This window comes from Rhodocytophaga rosea, from assembly GCF_010119975.1.
Lineage (GTDB): Bacteria > Bacteroidota > Bacteroidia > Cytophagales > 172606-1 > Rhodocytophaga > Rhodocytophaga rosea.
In genome coordinates this window covers 2,954,774-2,975,784 of record NZ_CP048222.1, presented here as the reverse complement: position 1 = coordinate 2,975,784, position 21,011 = coordinate 2,954,774, and the positions used below count along the sequence as shown (strand labels likewise).

The following is a 21,011-nucleotide window of genomic DNA, read 5'->3' as shown; positions in this document are numbered from 1 at the left end:
TATTTGTTTTTTAATTTATTCTTCTACCAACATGAACGGAAAACTTACTAATTTACTCCGAGCTATTCTTCTGGGCCTGGCATTCTATATGCCTATTCCATTGGTTTCTTCCCAGACACTCAGTATGGAAAGTCCGCCCATTGAACGCAAAAACCCGCAAAAACAATCGTTACGGGATGTATTGCTTCTTCTCAAAGAACGCTACCAGGTAGACATTGTTTTTGACGATAAATTGGTAAATGGCCGTAGTATAGAAACCGATGTACTCAACAGCAACTTAAGCTTTGAAGAAAAACTTTCGGGTGTTCTCAAAGCAGTAGGATTGCGGTATAAGAAAACCAGGAAAGATGTTTACCTGGTGTTGGCTCCCAAAGCTGATAAAAAAACAGCTTCTGTCTATTCTGATAAGCCCAATCTAATACAAGATTCTCTTGAAGCTACTGCAAGTCAAACCGCAGAAAAAGAGGCGTTTAAAGGGGAAGAGATGCAAGTTGCTGTAAATATAAGGGGTAAAGTAAGCGATGAAAATGGCAACGGAATGCCAGGAGTAAGTGTAATTTTAAAAGGTACAACCATAGGAACTTCTACTGACAGTGAAGGGGCTTACGCTATAGCTGTGCCCGATGAACAGAAAAACGGTATATTGCTTTTTAGTTTTATTGGCTACACCACAGAAGAGATGCCTATTAACGGGCAGAGTACCATTGATGTAAAATTGATACCCGATATTAAAACCTTATCAGAGGTAGTAGTAATTGGGTACGGTACGCAAAAACAACGCGAAGTAACCGGCGCAGTTGGATCAGTAACGACCAAGGAAATAGCCGGTGTGGCAGTAACAGGCCTGGATCAGACGTTGCAGGGTAGAATAGCTGGCGTACAGGTCACCCAGAACTCTGGCGAACCCGGCGGTAATGTATCGGTAAGAATCCGTGGCCTGGGCTCCATCAATGGGAGCAACGAGCCTTTGTATATTGTTGACGGAGTACCCTACGGGTCATTGAATGCCATTAACCCCAATGATATTGACCGCATAGATGTGCTCAAAGATGCGGCTTCGGCAGCCATATATGGTTCGAGAGGGAGCAATGGCGTAGTAATCGTCACCACAAAGCGCGGTGTGGCGGGAAAAATCCAGGTAACGCTGGACGCCTACGCAGGTATCCAAAGTGCCTCCCGGAAGCTGGATTTGTTAAATGGACCACAATTTGTCAGGCTCGCCAATGAAAATCTGGTTAGCGCAGGTAAAGAACCCAATCCCGCCTGGAGTAACCCCAGCACGGTGCCCAACACCAACTGGCAAGATGAAATCTTCAGATCGGCCCCCATTCAAAGCTACAACGTGAATGTATCGGGTGGGAGTGAAAAGTCCCGCTCACTGGTGTCGGTGGGCTATTTCGATCAGGGAGGTATTGTAGCTCAATCACATTACAAACGCTATACGGCGCGGATAAACAATGATTTCGATATCACTCCCCGTTTTAAAGTAGGCCTCACGCTAAACGGTGCCTTCGAGGACAAGAGGGGAACCCAGACGGACGGAGGAAATGGAAGTAGTACCCAGGGCGGTTTAATAACGGCGGCGGTTTCTCAACCGACCATTCCGCTGGTTGCTCCCCAGGAAGGGCTGTTCGGCATCAATCCTGATGGAAGCATCGATCCGACTGGTAATAATTATTATGGCTACGACGGAACGGTTTTCGTTACCAACGTCGCTACTCCTGTTTGGTACCCGCAAGGCTTAAGTCACCCGACATACGCTTATGAAAAGTTGAGAGAAGTAAAGTACAAATCGCAGGAATTTTTGGCCGCTGCTTTCGGGGAATACGAACTGATCAAGGGCCTCAAGGTCCGTTCGGCCATCAACCTTACTTTTTACAATAGAAACAGTGAAAGTTTTTGGAAAGGCATGCCGGTGCCTATATTGGAGGGCAGGGGGCTTTACGGAAGTAATGCACAATTATGGACCGGGCCAAACCAGGGCAATCAGTGGAACTGGATTAACACCATTTCGTACGGCAAATCTTTTGGCAAGCATAATTTAACTGCCCTTGCTGGTATTGATGCACTGAAAGGCACCAGCCAGGGGATCAGCATCAACACCCAAAAAAACCCCAATGACCAGCCATATGTAGATGGTGCGCTGTTTTCCGACCGGACTGTATCCGGTGGTGCACCTGGCGAGTTTGCGCTGTTGTCTTATTTAGGACGTGTCACCTACGACTACGCTGGTAAATACCTCTTGACAGCTAATATCCGCCGCGACGGATCCTCCAACTTCAACCCCGACGGCGATTATCAGTACGGGGTATTCCCATCGGTTTCCGTAGGCTGGTTGGTTTCTGAAGAGAATTTTATGGCATCCATGCCATTTGTTAGCCAGCTGAAAATGCGGGCCAGTTATGGCGAGGTAGGTAACCAAGGTATACCATCTTTTCAATACCTAAGTATATATGCCAACGAGGGAAACCGGAGACGGTATCCTTTAGGCCTGAACCAGGACCCAGTTGTGGGCTTTTATCAGGATAGGATTGGTACAGCTGATATTCGTTGGGAAACATCTACCCAGGCCAATGTTGGTATCGATGCCACTTTCCTGGACAACAGCCTCAGCCTGACTGCCGATTACTATGTAAAGAAGATTGATGATATGCTTGGCGAATTCCCGCTTCCCGCCTATGTGGGCGTTCTGAATAATAAAATAACTAGAAATGGGTTCTCGATGAAGAACAGCGGGATAGAAGTTGCCCTGGGTTATACCCGCCAGTTCGGAGACCTTGGTTTCTCTACCGGCGTCAATTTTGCTACGCTGACCAATAAAGTAACGAAACTGACCGGCAACGAAACCGGATACGTTTCTTCAAATATTTCGGCCGGCGATGATGGCGGGGCTGAAACCCGTACATTAGTAGGCGAGCCTGTTGGCAGTTTTTACGGCTATTTGACCGATGGCATTTTCCAGACCCAGGAAGAAGTAGATGCGAGTGCCATGAGCGGCTTAGCAGATGTAAAGCCCGGTGACCGCCGGTACAAAGACCTGAACGGCGATGGCGTACTTACCGACCGGGACAGGACGATTATCGGCAACGGGCTGCCTAAATATACTTTCGGCTTTAATATGAATGTGAATTTCAAAGGCTTTGACCTTTCCGTCTTGCTGAATGGCCAGGCAGGTCTTGAGATTGCTAACCAAACCAAATACTGGCTGAACCATATGAAGTACAGCAACACCGCCGGAGGAATTAACAACGGCTTGACGGATTTATTGGAAAGTTGGACACCTGAGAACAGGAGCAATACCTTTACGCGCAACACCCACGATGCTGCCCTTTCCAACAGATGGTTCTCGGACTTTAACATCGAAAACGGCGCGTTTCTTAGGGTACGTAATGTGCAACTAGGATACACGCTTCCGGAAGCAATCTCCCAGATGGTGCGTATGAGCCGCGCCCGCATATATGTAGCGGCTCAGAACCTATTTACTTTCACCAAGTATAGTGGTTATGACCCGGAGATGGGAAGCCGTGTTTCCAATGGCAGGGGCAATGCCCTGCAGACTGGCGTTGATTTTGGCCGTTACCCAGTCTCAAGGATGTTCACTGGTGGGATCAACTTTCAATTTTAATGGCTGAATCCCCCCATTATAAATTTAACATTTAATAATCTTATTAAAAAATATATGAAAAAGACACTTGTATATACTGCAATTTTCACCCTGCTTATAGTGTGGTCGTGCAAAGATAAATTTCTTGAATTCAACCCTCCGTCCAATCAGTTCACAGACGTTACATTTTTTAAAACGGCTGAGCAGTTCAATTCCTTCATCATCGGAACTTACACCGAATTGCTCAGATTCAGCGATTGGACTCAAATGATGGGATATATTTCTCAGGAGGCACGTCCTAAGAGCACCATACCCATGGAGCTTACTGCCTACATGGTTCCTACGCAAGGAACCATCAGAAATTACTGGCAATCCATGTACATGATCGGTAGCCGGACAAATACCCTTCTGGCAAAACTGGAGGAAGCCCCGGCAACGCTAAGCGAGACTGACAGAGCAAAAATTGAGGGAGAATCCAAGTTTCTCCGTGGCTTTGCTTACTTTAATATTGCACGCGCCTTCGGCAATGCGCCCCTGCTATTGGAGACTTATTCTATCTCGCAAACTACAGTAGGATGTATCCCGGAAGACCAGATATGGGACCAGGTGATCACTGATTTAACGACTGCCAGCCAGAGCCTGCCCACACGGGCAGAATGGGGGGACGCCAACTATGGACGGGCTACCAAAGGCGCTGCCTTAGCTTTCCTGGCCAATGCCTACATGTACAAAAAAGACTGGGCAGCTGCCGCCAAAGCCTCTGAAGACCTGATAGCTATGAATAATTATAAGTTGGCGGTTACTCCACGCGCTGCATTTTCGGAAGCGTTAACCCCTGAAAATACCGGAGAGTCTATCTTTGAAGTGCAATACAGGGATGGCGGTTTCGAATGGTCCAATCAAGTTCAAACCGGATCCCTAATCGGAGCCTTTACCGCACCTGATGGTATTTCGGGCGATTATGCTCCGTTTGGCGGTTGGGGAGAAATGGTTCTTGGTCAGGACTTGAGAAACTCTATGGATCCCCTTGACGAAAGACGAAGCTTGATAGTGCGAGAAGGGGAAACCTACAAAGGCGAGCGGATGAGTGAACCCGTTATTCTTGGCACTACATTTAAGCTTACCCAGAAGAACGTCGATTTTTCAACCAAGTATTGGCTGGGGAAATCCGGAGATGTGGATGGCTCCAATGTTCCGCTGATGCGTTACGCAGAGTTCCTGCTCAATTACGCCGAAATTCTGTTTGAGCAAGGCAAAACCACGGAAGCCTACGCTCAGCTCAATGCCGTCAGAAGCCGGGCCAAACTACCCAATCTGGTCGTATCCAGCGATAGGGAGATATTTATGAGGGCCCTGATGAACGAACGCCGTTGGGAACTGAATACGGAACCCAACATGTGGTTTTATTACACCCGTACCGGTAGACTTAAAGATTTAAAGGATGGCCAAGGCCAACCCTACGATCCCAAATATAACAAGCTTCCTATCCCTCAGTCGGAACGTGATCAAAACCCAAACCTTTGTCAGAATGAAGGTTATTAACCAGACTTGATTATTAGTATTAAAATTTTAACTACAGCTTTTTATTGGTTTTATGTCTATACTTCTGTTGCCGCAACATGACTATACTTTTTAGAAAAAACTAATGTATGGTTTTTTATAATGAAACATAAGTTTGGTAAAGTCAATGATTAGACAAGCTAAAACCTGTGAGGATTAATAACTCTCACAGGTTTTAGCTTACTATTTAGGAAGCTATAAATGCACAAATCAGGAGGACTTTCTGAAAATGTTAATAATTTACTTAATGAAGTTTCTGCGAAAAAGATATTTATTGTTGGGAGTACTAATTGCTTTATTGTCTTCATGTCGGGATTCTGACAAACAAAAAACGGAAGAAACATTATTTGAACTTATTTCTTCACAAAGGAGTGGAATCTTTTTTGAAAACACACTCAAGCCTGATTTTGACAATAATATTTTTGAATACGATTATTTTTATAATGGTGGGGGAGTAGCCGCAGCTGACTTTAATAACGATGGGCTCACAGACCTATTTTTTTCCGGAAATCAGGTAGCGGGCAAGTTGTATATGAATAAAGGTAATTTTCAGTTTGAAGATATAACTGGTGCATCTGGCATTCAGACGAGTGGATGGTGTACAGGCGTGAGTGTAGCAGATGTAAACGGGGATGGCTGGCCGGATATATATGTATCTCATGCCGGGTTATCCCATTCGCCTAACCAGCTTTTTATTAGTTCCGGAAAGCAGCAGGAAGGGGGGAAAGTAAAATTTTTAGAAAAAGCAAAGGAATATGGCCTTGACTACCAGGGATTCTCTACCCAGGCAGCATTTTTTGACTACGACCGGGATGGCGACCTGGATATGTACTTGCTCAACCATTTTCATGAAAAGAAAAACCCTAATTATCCTAAAACTAAAACCCTGGATGGGTCGGCTCCAAGTAACGATAAACTGTTCAGAAATAACGAAAATACTACTTTTACCGAAGTCGGCAGGGCTAGCGGGATTATTAATGAAGGTTTTGGCTTAGGAATAGCTATATCCGACCTCAACCATGATAACTGGCCGGATATATATGTTGCCAACGATTATGCCTATGATGATTTGGTGTATATTAATAATGGGGATGGCACCTTTACAGAGAAAGCCCGGCAATACATCAAGCATACCTCCCGCTTTGCCATGGGATGCGATATAGCTGACTTCAACAACGATTTGCTGCCAGATATCTATGTGGTAGATATGCTTCCTAACGATAACAAACGCCAGAAATTGATGAGTATTGGCATTAGTAATTATGTATTTAATTATTCGCTGCAACAGGGTTATCTTCCTCAGTATTCCAGAAATACGTTGCAACTTCATAATGGCTTGCTTCCCAATGGTGACATTTCGTTTTCTGAGATTGGACAGCTGGCAGGTGTTTATAAAACTGACTGGAGCTGGTCTGCTTTGTTTGCTGATTTGGATAATGATGGCTGGAAAGACCTTTTTGTTTCCAATGGCATTCCAAAAGATATCACCAATATAGATTTTACCATGTACCGCAGCGGGCAGTTCAACCGAAGTTCATACGATTACGACGAAGTTAAAAGGCAATTGATAAAAGAGTTAGAAAAGCTGGAAACAGTAGATAAGCCTAATTTCGTTTTCCGGAACAAAGGGGATTTAACATTTGAAGATAAGAGCCGGGCGTGGGGACTGGATAAAAAAGGTTTTTCCAATGGCACTGTACTAGCTGACCTGGATAATGACGGTGACCTAGACCTAGTGACCAATAACATTAATGCTGAGCCATTTGTGTTTAGAAACAACAGTGAGCAATTTCACAAAAACAACTACCTGGCTCTCCGGTTAAAAGGACATTTCTCTCAAGGTACAAAAGTAAAAGTAGTGCATGGTCGAAACCAGCAATACCTAGAGCACAATCCATACCGTGGCTTTCAATCTACCCAAGAAGACAAAATGCATATAGGTTTAGGAGAAGATACCCTACTTACTATACTGGAAATTGTATGGCCTGATGGCCGATACCAACAAATAACTGGCATTGTTGCCAATCAGACGCTCATTCTGGAGCATGGGAATGCGGGAGCCAAACCGGTTGATTTTTCAATTGTGACAGATACTATGTCCGCATCCCCTCTTTTTACAGACATCACTGCATCCGCAGGCCTGGATATCATTCATCAGGAAAACAAGTTTGAAGACTTCAATCTGGAGCCGCTAGTTCCTCACCGGTTTTCCAGGAACGGACCTCAACTGGCTAGTGGAGATATGAATGGGGATGAGCTGCAAGACTTCTGGATGAGTGGTGCAGCTTCTATTGCGGGAAAATTGTTTTTTCAACAGAATGATGGAACATTTATTAGTAAAGATATGCCAGACCCAGGCTTTGAAGATGCTCAGGGCTCGCTCTTTGATGCTGATAATGATAAGGATCTGGATTTATATGTAGTATCCGGCGGAAACGAATATAACCCTCTGACAGCTACTTACCAGGACCGGTTGTATCTGAATGACGGACGTGGAAACTTTATCCGTAGCGAAAGAAGTATGCCTGTTGAGTATGCAAGTGGTAGCTGTGTACAGCCAGCCGACTTTGACGGGGATGGTGATACAGATTTATTTGTGGGAGGCAGAGTAGTTCCGGGACGTTATCCGCTTATACCAGAAAGTTTTATTTTATTGAACGACGGAAAAGGAAATTTCACCAACATTACCCAAAAGGTATGTCCTGTGCTTAGCAGGGTAGGGATGGTTACAGATGCTTTATGGATAGATATAGATAATGATCATTTTCCGGAACTTATGGTTGTAGGGGAATTCATGCCCGTCTCTATATTTAAAAATAACAAAGGATTAACTTTGGAAAAAATAGAAAGTTCTAGTTTAAGCGAGCGGAGCGGATGGTGGTATAGTATTGAAAAAGGAGATTTTGATGGAGACGGCGACCAGGATTTTATCGCCGGTAATCTGGGACTAAACAACCGTTGGAATGCTACGCCTGTCAGACTCTATGCCAAACCATTATCCGATATTTCTGTTCTACCCATAATTACTTATTTTTTGGATAAGCAAGAGTACACCTTGGCAGGCCGTGACCAAATAGCTAGTGTGTACCCCGCCATTAAAGCCCGTTTTAATAATTACCAATCTTTTGCCATACAAACATTTGCTGGGATATTCCCGAAAGAGGAAACTGCTAGTTTTAACAGGTTGGAGGCAAATGAAATGCGTTCCATGTACATTGAAAACAAAGGCAACTGGCAATTTTTATTTCATCCACTACCTATAGAAGCGCAGTTTGCGCCAGTGCAATCCATACAGACTGGTGATTTTAATAACGATGGGAATAGGGATGTTTTACTATTTGGCAATGATCATACCCCTGATTTTATGACCGGCAGATATGATGCCTCCCCCAGCCTTGTGCTTATAGGTAACGGATATGGACAGTTTACAAAATTACCTTACTCCCATAGTGGTTTCTTTATTCAGGAAGATACCCGCTCTTCTATTGAGATTGAAGTAAAAGGAAAGAAAAGCTTTGTGATAGGTTCTAATGCGGCACCCTTGCGAATTATTCGCTGGAATGGGAAGCGTAAGTCTGGCTCAAATTGAAATTCTCTCAAAGTAGGTGTGTATTCTGGGAAGCTAGTTCTTCCGACCTTATAAGGACAGCATTTCTTGGAGCAAAGGTCTTAAACGGTTGCAGGAATGTACACCTTTGAGTAAAGCACTAACAAGAATTTGATTATAAAAACTGTTACTTAAATTTATTTTATGAGTACTCTCCTAAAATATATAGTGTATTTGCCATGCTTCCTAACATGTATATTTGGATGTGTTCAGACAGAAAAAGACAACACTCATACTACGCAATATCACCGCAAGATGCCTTATCCACAAAGTGATCTGATAGATTCTTTCCAGTGGAGTTCAGATCCATCCAGATATCCTGGATCTGGTTCTGATATGCACTGGTGGACGTGGGGAATTGACGATGCTGTGTATGTGTTGGACGACGATGGAAAAAACTTTGGAGGCCCCATCAACTATGCGCATGTGCTTAGAGTAACCGGCACGCCTCCTCACCATAAAGTGGAAACGGTAACTGATTTCATGGATATTCCTTTTCGTAAGATGTTGCCTAAGGATAAGATGTTACACAGGTATGTTGACGGAATTATTGCCGTGGACTCATTGCTGTATGTTATAATATACGATTATGATTGGAACCTCCCACGCATCATGCCTTATTTTGATTCTATCAGGCCTCGCTTAGAAAACTATGATCCTTTTAAAGGTGCAAGTGAACCTATGTTGAGCCATATGTTTTTTACTTCATCGTATTCAAAAAATTATGGAATAGCTGGAATCATCAAATCCACCGATTTGGGAAAAACCTGGACAAACATTCCCAATGCCCAGACACCTCGTTTTCTCGGACCTAATTTTGCCGGCCTCACCTTTTTGAATTTTGGCCCCGGATACAGCGATGTACCTAACGATCTTTTACCCTATGTGTATGCGATGTCAAACGACGGGAGCTGGGAAACCGGTGATCATGTTTTTATGGCCCGGGTACATAAGGATAGTATTATTTACAGGGAGGCATGGCAATTTTTATCAGGAGTAGAAAATAATATTCCAAGTTGGTCTACATCAGAAGAGGAAAGTCACCCCATTTTTTGCGATCCTGGACACACAGCCCATCCTACTATTTCTTATAATAAGGCTTTGAAGCGCTATATACTTGGAATGTATAGTGACATAGTACCTCACCGGGAAAATGCTTCAAATGAAGAATGGAGTAAGTGGGATAAAGAATCTGAAATGCAACTGTATGAGAGTGAAAATCCCTGGGGACCTTGGAAGATATTTCATAATGAAAAACCATGGGGAGGCACCAGGCATTCAGCTTATTTGCCTCAAATTACCAATAAGTGGTGGAGTACAGATGGATTATCCGGTACATTACTATTTGCTGGAGATTATACTGCTGTCCATAAGCACCACGAGTATTATGGTTTTATGACGCAGTCTTTTACACTAAAATTAAAAAAGATTAGCAATGGACACTGTAAGTAAAAGTACAAGTACAAATGGCAGTTCATCACATAAAGAATGGAACAAAATGCAGAGTTGATTTATGAAATTCAGGGCTTATTTTGAGGTTTTATCCGACTATAAGTTAACATAAAAGCTCAAAAATGTTAAGTTCTCTTTTACCCTAAAGGATTTTCACAAAAGTGAGTAGTTAGTCTAAATGCCCCTTTCAGGTAACTTAAAAGAAAGGCAGTAAACCTTTATCCAAATAAGTTTTCTTCTTGGCTTGCAACCAAAAAACAGGAAGCCAGCAACTGGAAGTCCTTACCTTTCTTTTGTCAGTATATTGAACATCGATCTTATCTGCTAATGGCTCCCCATAAAAGCAAGCAGCGTACAACTGCTAAAAAATACTTTCTCAACTTAACCCTATACTAACTATGATTAATAACACAGGGCAGCTGTATTGATTTCATCAGCCCTGTGTTGTGAGGTTTACGCTTATCTTTATAGCCTCTGTACTCATTCACTTCTTAAACTCTTCACTGGATTATCAAGGGCTGCTTTACTGGATTGTAAGCTTATCACCAGCAGGATCACCGCACTCAGCAGGGCAAGAGTAGCTAAGAAAGGCATTATGGTAAGCTCTACCTGGTAGACATACCCCGAGAGCCATTGCCGCATCAACAGATAAGCCAGCGGACAAGCAAGCAAGGCCGCCACTAACGTGATGGCTATAAACTCTTTGGTAAATAAAGCTATTATGTCCACCACACTTGCCCCTAGCACTTTTCTGATGCCTATTTCTTTGGTGCGTTTTTGAATACTCAAGGAAACCAGACCTAAAACGCCTAATAAGACAATCATGAAGGCTAGTAGTGTGGCTAGATACGCTGCTTTTTTCAACTGCAGTTCCGTTCTATAGACTTTGGCTAAGGTATCATCCATAAATGTATACTCGAAAGGGCTAGCTAGCATCAAAGCAGCCCATTTTTTTTGTAGGGTAGTGAGCGTTTGACTTATATTGCCCGGCTTAAGTTTAAAGGTTAGATAGCGGTAGGTATTGGTCACTCCTACATGGATGAAAAGGATCGGCTCAATGGCTTTTTGCATCGACCCAAAATGAAAATCTTTCGTCACTCCAGCTATTACTGCGGGCGGCCCCCCATCGGTAAACCGGATTTGTTTGCCTACTGCTTCAAAGCTATTTTGCCATCCTAAGGCTTTCGCCCCTGTTTCATTGATGACTACTTTGGAGGAATCGGTAAAGGCTCCCGGAGCAGAGTAAAATTCACCGGCTACCATGGCTATATCATAAGTTGACCCATAATATTCATCGCTCATCAAAAGAAGACAGGCAATGGCTGTTGTAGAATCAGCACCTACACGGTAGATAGCTACACTTCCACTATGATTCCCATCCGGCACTTCATACGAGAGGGTTACATGGCTTACTTCCGGAAGGGCGGCAAACTGACTGCGTATATTTTCCATTTTTCTCACCCCTTCGGGTGTCCAGTTGCGGGGCAGTTGTGCCGACAAAATATAGTCTGTGCCATAGCCTAGTGTTTCGCTAAAAAACAAGTTGATCTGTTTAGCGATGATGATGGCACAGATACCCACCACCATCGCTGTTCCAAACTGAAAAGCAACTAAACTTTTACGCAGCAGTATGTTTTCTTTGATGGATGTAACTTTCCCTTTTAGTACTTCTACTGCCTTCAGCGAGGATAAGATAAATGCCGGATAGATACCTGAGAGCACTCCCAGTACCAGGATTAGCAGAATAGGGAAGCCTACAAAGTAAGCCGGGAAGTCGCTCAGTTCTGGTAAAGGTTTACCTAAAATGCTTCCCATTACATCCCTGCTTAGCTCATAGCCTAATATGGCTAATAGCGTGGCTAAGGCCACTAAGAGGCTAGATTCAGTTAAGAATTGCCAGATGATTTGCCTTTTGACTCCCCCTAAGACTTTGCGAATGCCGATCTCTCGCATACGCGCACTAGAGTGGCTTATTGATAGGTTGACGAAGTTGATCAGAGCCATCAACAGAATAAAGCAGCAGATCGCTGATAATGCGAGGAGCATTTTTTTTACAACGCCATTATTAGCCTGTAGGCTATATTCTCCCAGTGATACTAAGTAAGGAGATAGGTTAGTGGCTATTGGAGCGGGTGCGTGCTGGGTTAGCAAGTATTGCATGGGTTGCACTAATTCCTGAGGGCTTACCTCTTTCTGCAGCTCAATATAGCTGATGATAAATGGATTGGACCAATCCATGTTTCTGCCAAAGTAAAGCTGGTTGGACGTAGAGATAAACACCTCATTCTCGAGGCTCTCATTAATGGAAGCCACACTCGTTATCGAGTTTCTCCCTTGCTTAGCCAATACTCCGGTTATAAGAAAATCATGTTTTGTGCCAGAGAAGTTTTGCAGGGAAAGGGTCTGTCCCACAACATCGGTTTTGCTAAAGTATTTATGGGCTAGCCCTGCTGTGATAACCACTTGGAAAGGAGCATCGAGTGCTGTAGAAGCATTTCCGTGCAAGAGATTGAAGCCATACATGGTGAGCAGGGTACTATCACAAATAGCAACTGCTTCCCGGAAGCTCTTCTGGCCTGTAGAAATAATGGTTTTTACTCCGTCCCATCTAAAGTAATTAGCCACTAGGTGTGGATAATTTTCTTTTAAGGCTTTGGCTAAGGGACCAACCGAGGTAAGTTCACGGCCCATGGTCTCATCACGCCACTTACTTTGGATGATGTATTGGTGATTAATCTCTCGTAAGTGTGCATTAACTTGAAATTCACTCCACACATAAGCCCCGATCAAAAAGGAGAAGCAAATCCCTGTGGCAAGGCCTGCAATATTGAGCAAGGCGTAAAAGCGGCTTTTTATAAGATTGCGCCAGGCAATAAGGAAGTAATTTTTGAGCATAGCCGTAGAAAGTTTAATGATGGACGATAAGATGGACTGACTAAAACTCAAAAGTGAGTAGTGATCCCTCTTTACTCAAATCACTGCTCTCTAAGAACGTTTACCCAAGCAATGCCACAAGTTAATAAACTTATAATCAAAAATATATAAGAATATTATTATGCATACTGTTCGGTTTTGATACGATCGATGTCTGCAAACGGACAAGTATGATAAGAAACTAAACTAAAAAAAATTTCAAGAGCCTCTTTTTCATAAGACTACTATACTTTTACCTTTAGAAAAAATAATGGAGTTATCCGGCAATAGGTTGAAAAAAATGATCAAAATTTTTAGTGCCTCTTTTACCCGATAATGAAGTTTCAGGAAAGGGGAAGTTAATTTAACTGACATTGGCAGTAGTATAACCCTTACTTTTCTAATAGTACTTCATCTGATTAATTTGTACAAGAGCCCTACATTTCATCCTGTGTAAGAACCGTTTGTATAGTTTGTAATACATAGTACCTTGTATTGGTTTATATTTGTTGCAAGAATTAACTACATACTTCATATTAAGGAAGCTATATGAACCACATATAATTGAAGCCTATAACAGCTCCAGCGCTATATGATGGATCATCTTATAGGGCCTGGCAGCACCTGAGCATGTTGCCGTTACGCTCACTTCCAGTGCTAGATTAGGGCATACCAAACCTTGTACAGACATATCCGGGATACAGCGCTCTTGTTGGAATGCAAAATAGAGGATATGATGATCACGGACGTCTTGTTTTTTGAAAAAATTATTCAAATGAAAAAAGATCCATTATTTACCCTGTTATTGGTGCTTTTATTACCTCTTATCCAAGCCTGCGAGAGTAAGCATGAAAAAGCTCCAGTTGTACCCCCAAAAAGTAACTATGTTTTTTCCTCTATAAAGGAAATTCCGGCATTACCGGTCACAGATCAGAACAGCTCAGGTACCTGCTGGAGTTTTTCCACGACTTCTTTCCTGGAGTCGGAGATCATGCGTTTGAAGGGAGAAAAAATCGACCTGTCAGAAATGTATTTTGTAAGATGTGCTTATTTGTTGAAGGCTCAAAATTATATCCTTCGGCAAGGTACTGCCCGTTTTAGTGAAGGTGGACTTAATCACGATCCCATGATGAGTTCGACTCAATTTGGGTTGCTACCCCAATCGGTATACACCGGACTACTCAAGGGAGAAACCCAGCACAACCATTTTAACCTATTCCAAGCCCTGGAAAGCAGGGTAAAACCCTATGCCAATCCGGCTAGTAAGCTAGGGGCAGAATGGAGAAAGGAGGTCCCTTCCATCCTGGATGGTTTTTTAGGAAAAGTGCCGGATCAATTTCAATACAAAGGAAAGTGGTATACACCCATGAGCTTTCTTGACTATACGCAGTTAAATCCGGATCATTACCTAACCATCACTTCCTTTACCCACGTGCCTTTCTATAAACCCTTTGTACTGAGCATACCTGCCAACTGGGCTTATGAACGGTTTTATAATCTTCCCCTGGATGAATTTATGGAAAACATCGATCACGCGATCGAGGAAGGCTTTTCACTGGCCCTTGACCTGGATGGGACAGAGCCAACCTTTACTGCCGAAATAGGAGTATTGCCCCAAAAGCAGGAAGACAAAACGCTTATTCTTACTCAAATCCGGCCGGAGAAGAAAGTTACCCTACAAATGCGTCAAGAAGCCTTTGAGAATTTCCAAACCACAGACGACCACCTGGTTCATATTATAGGCAAGGTGCAGGATCAGCATGGTAATCTGTATTATAAAGCAAAAAATTCCTGGGGTCCTAAAGCAGGAAGACAGGGATACATGTATCTGAGTGTTGCGTATCTAAAAATGAAAGGCATTTCGGTGCTTCTCCACAAAGAGGGACTTATAGAAACAACAAGGCAAAAACTTTATAGGAGTCCGGTTCAGGCCACATCAATCCAACAGGAATAAAGTCTATGGTGAAAGTTAGTTAAATTAATTACCCCTTTTCTTTTACTTAGAATTTAGCTGAAATGCTTTGGAGAATGCTCAAATATGAATAGCTCAATCTAGAAGATATCAGACAAAAGATGAGTTGTTGTATGCCGTTGATTGGGCTTTTGCTGCTGTAGGTGATGGGCTATACATCCACTTTTCTCCTCCTACTTATACTTTAAACTAATTGTGTTCCACTACTGAGTATTTATTTTTTCCTACCTAAACTACAGAAAAAGGACTAATATTAGGCTATTTGTAAACAATGGTAATAGCAACAAAGAACATGGTGAAAAACTGAATGCACCACCTCTCCTTGTTTATATATTTAAAATCTTAAAGACCATTAGCATAGGTAAGACGTTTTCCTTATCTTTTATCGGTAATCTTCTATTCTCTCATTACAAGCTAATGTTATGAGAAAGCTTTGTTTAATTTTTGTTTTTTTCTGCATAAGTATCCTGTTTTGTTTTTACTCTATTGCACAGGATATAGAGTTTGATCTGGTTACGCCCCCAAAAAATGAGCCTTGGGGCCGTGTAAGCGGGATGGTTCAAGACCCCCAAGGTTTTTTATGGATGGCAACAAATGGAGGAGGTTTATACAGATATGACGGGCATAATTATATCTCCTACCATCGTGATCCCACAAACCCAAACTCACTTGCCTTCGAATGGATAGAGTGTCTATATGGTAGTAGCCAGGACAACTTTCTATTGATTGGTACCCCTGCTTACGGGCTTGACCATTATGATCTTGTCACCGGCAATTTTACCCACTACCGCTACAATCCTAATGATACGACCACCCTTGGCAATGACACGATAACCTCCATTATTAAAGACCGGCAGGGTATGTTTTGGATTGGTACCCATAATGGGCTAAATCAATGGAATCCTCAAACCGGAAAATTTCGAAGATTCAACAATAATCCCACTGACTCGTCCTCTCTCAGTGATAGCCAGGTCCGTGTTTTATACCTGGATCGTGAAGGAACTGTATGGGTAGGCACAAAAAGTGTATGGCCAGATGACGGAGGAACAAAAGTAGGAGGACTGAACCGGTATGATCCTAAAACGGGGAAATTTATAAGATACATGCATAAGCCAAGCGATCCTCAAAGTCTTGCCGATAACCAAATAACCGCACTTTTTGAAGATAGCAGAGGCACTTTCTGGGTAGGTACAGCCGGGGATGGACTGCATACGATGGATAGGGAAAAGGGCACATTTACACGGCATTTGTATGATCCTAAACATCCCCAAAAATTAAGCAGGCCTCCTGTTTATAATAAATTTTCTCATATAGTTGCCCCCTTCATCGTCTTTATCAGCGAAGATAGCCGGGGAAAAATCTGGATCGGAACATTTGATAATGGAATTAATGTGTATGATCCGATAACCCGCCAAACAATTTATTATGGCTCCTCTGCCCAGGATAGTAGGAAAAAGTTAACAGAAAGTGCCTTCTCTACCGCGTTTACAACCACTGACGGTACTCTATGGGTGGCCTCATGGGGTGATTTTTTCGCCCCACGTGGTAATTTATACAAAATAAATCCCGGCAAAGACGCTTTATCCTATACTCATATGGGCACACGTGTCTATAATTTTTACCAAGACCGAAATGGTGTAGTATGGATCGCTACCGCTCAGGGACTATATAAAAAAAGCAGCGATGGCACCATGCAACAGTTTCTTATTGATACAAAAGCATCTTCTTTAAATAATGTTATGGTAGATATCAAAGAAGACAAAGCGCATAATTTATGGATCGCCACACGCTACAACGGATTGTACCGGTTTAACCCCACCACCCAAACATTTAGCGGCTATCATCACCAGGCCGGAAACGAGGAAACCTTAAGTTCTGATTCCCTTTACACCCTTGCCCTTGCTCCCGACAATAAACTTTGGATCGGTACATGGAATGGATTAAACGCGTTGGATATAACATCAGGTACGTTCAAACATTATGTACCTGATCCAAGCTTTGCTGTTATTCTGGGGGGAGCACTGGTGTTTGACATTCTCATAGATAGAAATCAGGATATCTGGACATGTGCGGGTTGGGGTGTCAACCGGCTGGATAAGAAAACCGGGCACTTTAAAAAATATCTTTTAGTGGAATTCAGTGATGCCTTGAACATAACGGAAGATAGTGGTGGCGACTTGTGGGTTGGGGATGGTGCTGGACTTTTCAGCTACAACAAAGAAGCGGATGTTTTTACGCCCTTTTATGATTCCACAGGCGTCATCAACAGGGTAACTACCGTGTTCAATATCACAGAGGATCATCAGAAAAACTTATGGTTAAAGACGCCCAAAAAAATTATCAAATTGAATGTGCAAAAGAAAGAAGCGAGTGTTTACGAAACGAGGAGCCATGAGTATGACTACGTTTTATTTAGTAGTTATATTACAGGTACAGGCGAAATCTTATCAGGTGATACGACTGGTTACATTTCTTTTTATCCCGATAGCCTATTAAAAGGTGTCAGGCCGCCTGCTATAGCCCTTACCGGATTCTCACTATCCGATCAACCGGTAAATTTTGGTAAGAGTTCTTTACTTCCGGAGCCTATTTATCAACTCAAAGAACTTAGACTAAAACACTTTCAAAACACTTTTTCTATAGCCTTCACCAGTATTGATTTCACCAGTAATGGCGAAGACCGGCATATGGTATACATGCTGGAAAATTATGATTCCAAATGGCGGAAGGCAGATGCAGCGGGAACAGCGGGTTACTATAACGTTCCTGCGGGCAAATATGTTTTCAGGGTAAAAGTCATGAACCTATATGGTCAATGGGCACAAAAGGAAATTAGTGTGGTCATTTCCCCTCCCTTTTGGCGTACCCCTTGGGCCTATGGACTCTATGGGCTGGTGGTACTGGGTCTAGCTGTAATGGGGCGAGAAATCATTGTAAGAAGTGAACGGGTAAAAGCTGCCCATCGCTTACGCCTGCTTCAAGCCGAACAACTCCACCAAATCGACCAGCTCAAGTCGCGCTTCTTTACCAATATTTCCCACGAGTTCCGTACTCCACTCACCCTAATCTTTGCCCCACTTGAAAAACTCCTTAACCAACAGCTGGATAGTACGCAGATAAAGAAAAATCTCCGGCTTATCGACCGGCATGCCAGGCAACTGCTCCATCTGATCAATCAATTAATGGATTTTTCAAAACTGGAATCGGGTTCCCTCAAACTCTCCCTTACCCATGGGGATATTAACCGTCAAAGTAAGGTGCTCACGTTTTCTTTTACCTCACTTGCCCAAAGCAAAGGTATCAACCTTGCTTTTAGTTCAGCCTATCAATCCATTCTTGGCTACTTTGACTCAAATGTGCTGGAGAAAGTAATGCATAACCTGCTTTCTAATGCCTTTAAATTTACTCCACCTGGGGGAAGTGTAAGGGTAGAAGTCACCCTATCAAAAGCTCTGGATGAAGCAATCAAAGATACAGCTTCACATTGGAGTCAAACGATTGGCATTCATGTGAAAGATACCGGCAGTGGCATCCCTGCTGAAGAGCAGTCCCGGATTTTTGAGCGCTTTTATCAGGTGGATGGCTCTCAAATCCGGGAAGGAGAAGGCACAGGCATAGGACTTGCTTTAGCAAAGGAACTTGCCGAACTACATGGAGGCAGAATCGAGCTCACAAGTGAAGTAGGAAAGGGTAGTGAATTTATCCTCTATTTGCCTCTTACGGACTGCATAGCCCAGCTCAACCTATCTGCAGACAGGCAAGAAATGATGCCGGATCGCCTCATGATGGTTAAACAAGAAAATGAGGAAAGCACTTCTCCCCTACAAACTCCTACAGAAGAAAATGAAATTAGTGAAGGCTTTCCATTACTCTTAATAGTAGAAGATAACCGGGAAGTCAGGGAGTTTATCCGCGATAATTTTATAGATCATTTCCGCGTATTAGAAGCCTCTAATGGATTGGAAGGCTTAGAATTAGGCAAACAACACATTCCGGATCTAATTATTTCTGACCGCATGATGCCTAAAATGGATGGAATGGAACTCTGCCGTCAGTTCAAGACCCATGCTCTTACCAGTCATGTTCCTATCATTATGCTTACTGCCAAAGCTACTCAGGAGAGTAAAATTGAGGGTTTAGAGATCGGTGCTGATGATTATGTGGCCAAACCTTTTAGCCTGCAGGAGCTCAAAGCACGGGTGAAAAATCTGATTGACCAAAGAAAAAAGCTACGGGAACGGTTTACAAAAGAAGTCAAACTGCAGCCCAAAGATATAGCCATAACTTCCACTGATGAGCTGTTTATAAATAAAGCCATTGCAATTATTGAAAGACATATGTCTGATGAGGATTTTACGGTAGAAATTATGGTAGAAGAGATGGCCATGAGCCGGGTGCAACTACACCGAAAGCTGAAAGCGCTTACTGATGAGTCCACCAGTGAGTTCATCCGCACCATTCGCCTTAAGCGGGCAGCTTCTCTGCTGGAGCAAGGCTATGGCAGCGTATCAGAAGTGATGTATGCGGTGGGCTTCAACAGCGTATCTTACTTTGCCAGCAACTTCAAGCAGCGCTATGGCGTAAATCCCAGCCAGTACCCACCTAGATAGTCTCCAAACCAGTCTTTTTAGCCTTTTCTTATCTCTATTTTCTGCTCCCTTTCACTCCAAACTTGGGTGCATAAGACAATGATGCTCTATTAATCCACCCATTGTTGCATTCTGTAGAAAATCTTTAAACTTTTTTCAATAATGCCGAGATAGAAACATCTGTGATGCATTTTGAAACATTTGTGACTATAGTTTTATAGGGGAGCGCTTACCTTTCCACCCCAAACATTGACACATAAATTCATATTTCCACTTTAAACTCTTAATCAAATGAAAACCACTTATTTATTATGTATCCTGACGATGTTGTTGATAACCTCTTGTCAAAAATCAGAGGTTGCCCCAGAACAATCTTCCTTATCTACTTTAGCTAAGGCAGCCAGACGCGGGAATGATGAAATACAAACTTTAATCCGTGCCTGGAATGAATGGGTTTTTACAAGACCTTTCTCTGTAGCTCCCTTCAATGATCCAACTGGTGAGTTTCAGTACCTGGATCAGCCTTATAGCAGTGGCATTTTTATGCTCGGACCGGGGGCTTCCCCAGATCCCATCTATAGAACAGTTACCATCAGTTTAAGCCAGTATCAATATGTGTTTACCCCATTGGTAGGAAGAACCGCTTATGCTGGTCCCTGTGATCCGACATCTGGGCCAAAGGGAGGTCAGACTTTCGAGGCCTATTTTCAAATTGCGTTGAAAGAATCTCTCAATGGTCCTTCCGGGCTAATTTTAAGTTGGGATGGTGTTTCCCTGTTATCAAAGAATCCAAATGAATTGAGAGCTAATTCAGGGGTATGGAGTTTTACTGTTCATCCTGATTACAGTGGGTGTGAAACTCCTTCAACTACGGTTTATGCAGATGGCTACTGGGCTAAAATGCCACTCACGCTTGGTACTCATACATTAATCGTGGGTGGGGCAATAGATGCGAAAAAGGAAAAATTTACTTTTTCAAGTATTGTTACTTACACTATTCATGTAATAGAGTAAACCAAAAGAAATCTTACTAACCTAGATGCACAAAACCAATAGTAGCTGATAAGCACATTTGATCAGCTACTATTGGAAAATAGCCTTCTGAAGGGCTTTACTTTAGGCTTTCCTAACAATATGCTTTGCAAACCTAATGAACATACCAGATCAGCCTTGTGAGTAGATATCCCTTCTCTTCGGAGAGGGTCAAGACGAAAACTTATTGTACAATTTGTTCTTAAACAGGCAAAGAACAAAAGGAAAAGACATTTTATAGAAGTGAGGTGGGTTGATTTAGCGAGACAAAATGCTTACTAA

The 21,011-nt window shown here is 42.8% G+C and carries 8 protein-coding genes; 7 read left to right on the top strand and 1 reads right to left on the bottom strand.

Going from position 1 to position 21,011, the window contains the following annotated elements:
* Positions 1-31 precede the first annotated feature (31 nt).
* The 4 genes from GXP67_RS12435 (at position 32) to GXP67_RS12420 (ending at position 10,223) form a co-directional block, all read left to right on the top strand.
* Positions 32-3,625 carry a SusC/RagA family TonB-linked outer membrane protein gene (locus tag GXP67_RS12435; protein WP_162443414.1) on the top strand — a complete coding sequence of 1,198 codons (3,594 nt, stop codon included), beginning with the start codon at positions 32-34 and terminating at the stop codon, positions 3,623-3,625.
* Positions 3,626-3,679: 54 nt separating this feature from the next.
* Entirely contained in the window at positions 3,680-5,146 is a 1,467-nt protein-coding gene (locus GXP67_RS12430; protein WP_162443413.1) for a RagB/SusD family nutrient uptake outer membrane protein, read from the top strand.
* A 265-nt stretch (positions 5,147-5,411) separates the two neighbouring features.
* Positions 5,412-8,753, top strand: a complete 3,342-nt coding sequence (locus tag GXP67_RS12425) for a VCBS repeat-containing protein (protein ID WP_162443412.1) — start codon at positions 5,412-5,414, stop codon at positions 8,751-8,753.
* 273 nt (positions 8,754-9,026) lie between these two features.
* Positions 9,027-10,223, top strand: coding sequence for a glycoside hydrolase family 183 protein (locus GXP67_RS12420; protein WP_162443411.1), 1,197 nt, complete (start codon positions 9,027-9,029; stop codon positions 10,221-10,223).
* 480 nt (positions 10,224-10,703) lie between these two features.
* On the opposite strand, the gene GXP67_RS12415 is transcribed toward GXP67_RS12420, so the two are convergent.
* Positions 10,704-13,118 (bottom strand): ABC transporter permease, encoded by a 2,415-nt coding sequence (locus tag GXP67_RS12415; RefSeq protein ID WP_162443410.1) that lies wholly within the window; start codon positions 13,116-13,118, stop codon positions 10,704-10,706.
* Positions 13,119-13,911: 793 nt separating this feature from the next.
* On the opposite strand from GXP67_RS12415, the gene GXP67_RS12410 reads away from it, so the two are divergent.
* From GXP67_RS12410 to GXP67_RS12400, 3 genes are all read left to right on the top strand, one after another.
* A complete protein-coding gene (locus GXP67_RS12410) occupies positions 13,912-15,090 on the top strand; it encodes a C1 family peptidase (protein WP_162443409.1) in 1,179 nt (392 codons plus the stop codon).
* A gap of 440 nt (positions 15,091-15,530) precedes the next feature.
* Positions 15,531-19,718: a two-component regulator propeller domain-containing protein gene (locus GXP67_RS12405; protein WP_162443408.1), complete on the top strand. Its 4,188-nt coding sequence runs from the start codon at positions 15,531-15,533 to the stop codon at positions 19,716-19,718.
* 270 nt (positions 19,719-19,988) lie between these two features.
* A complete protein-coding gene (locus GXP67_RS12400; RefSeq protein WP_162443407.1) occupies positions 19,989-20,711 on the top strand; it encodes a hypothetical protein in 723 nt (240 codons plus the stop codon).
* The last annotated feature ends 300 nt before the right edge of the window (positions 20,712-21,011 follow it).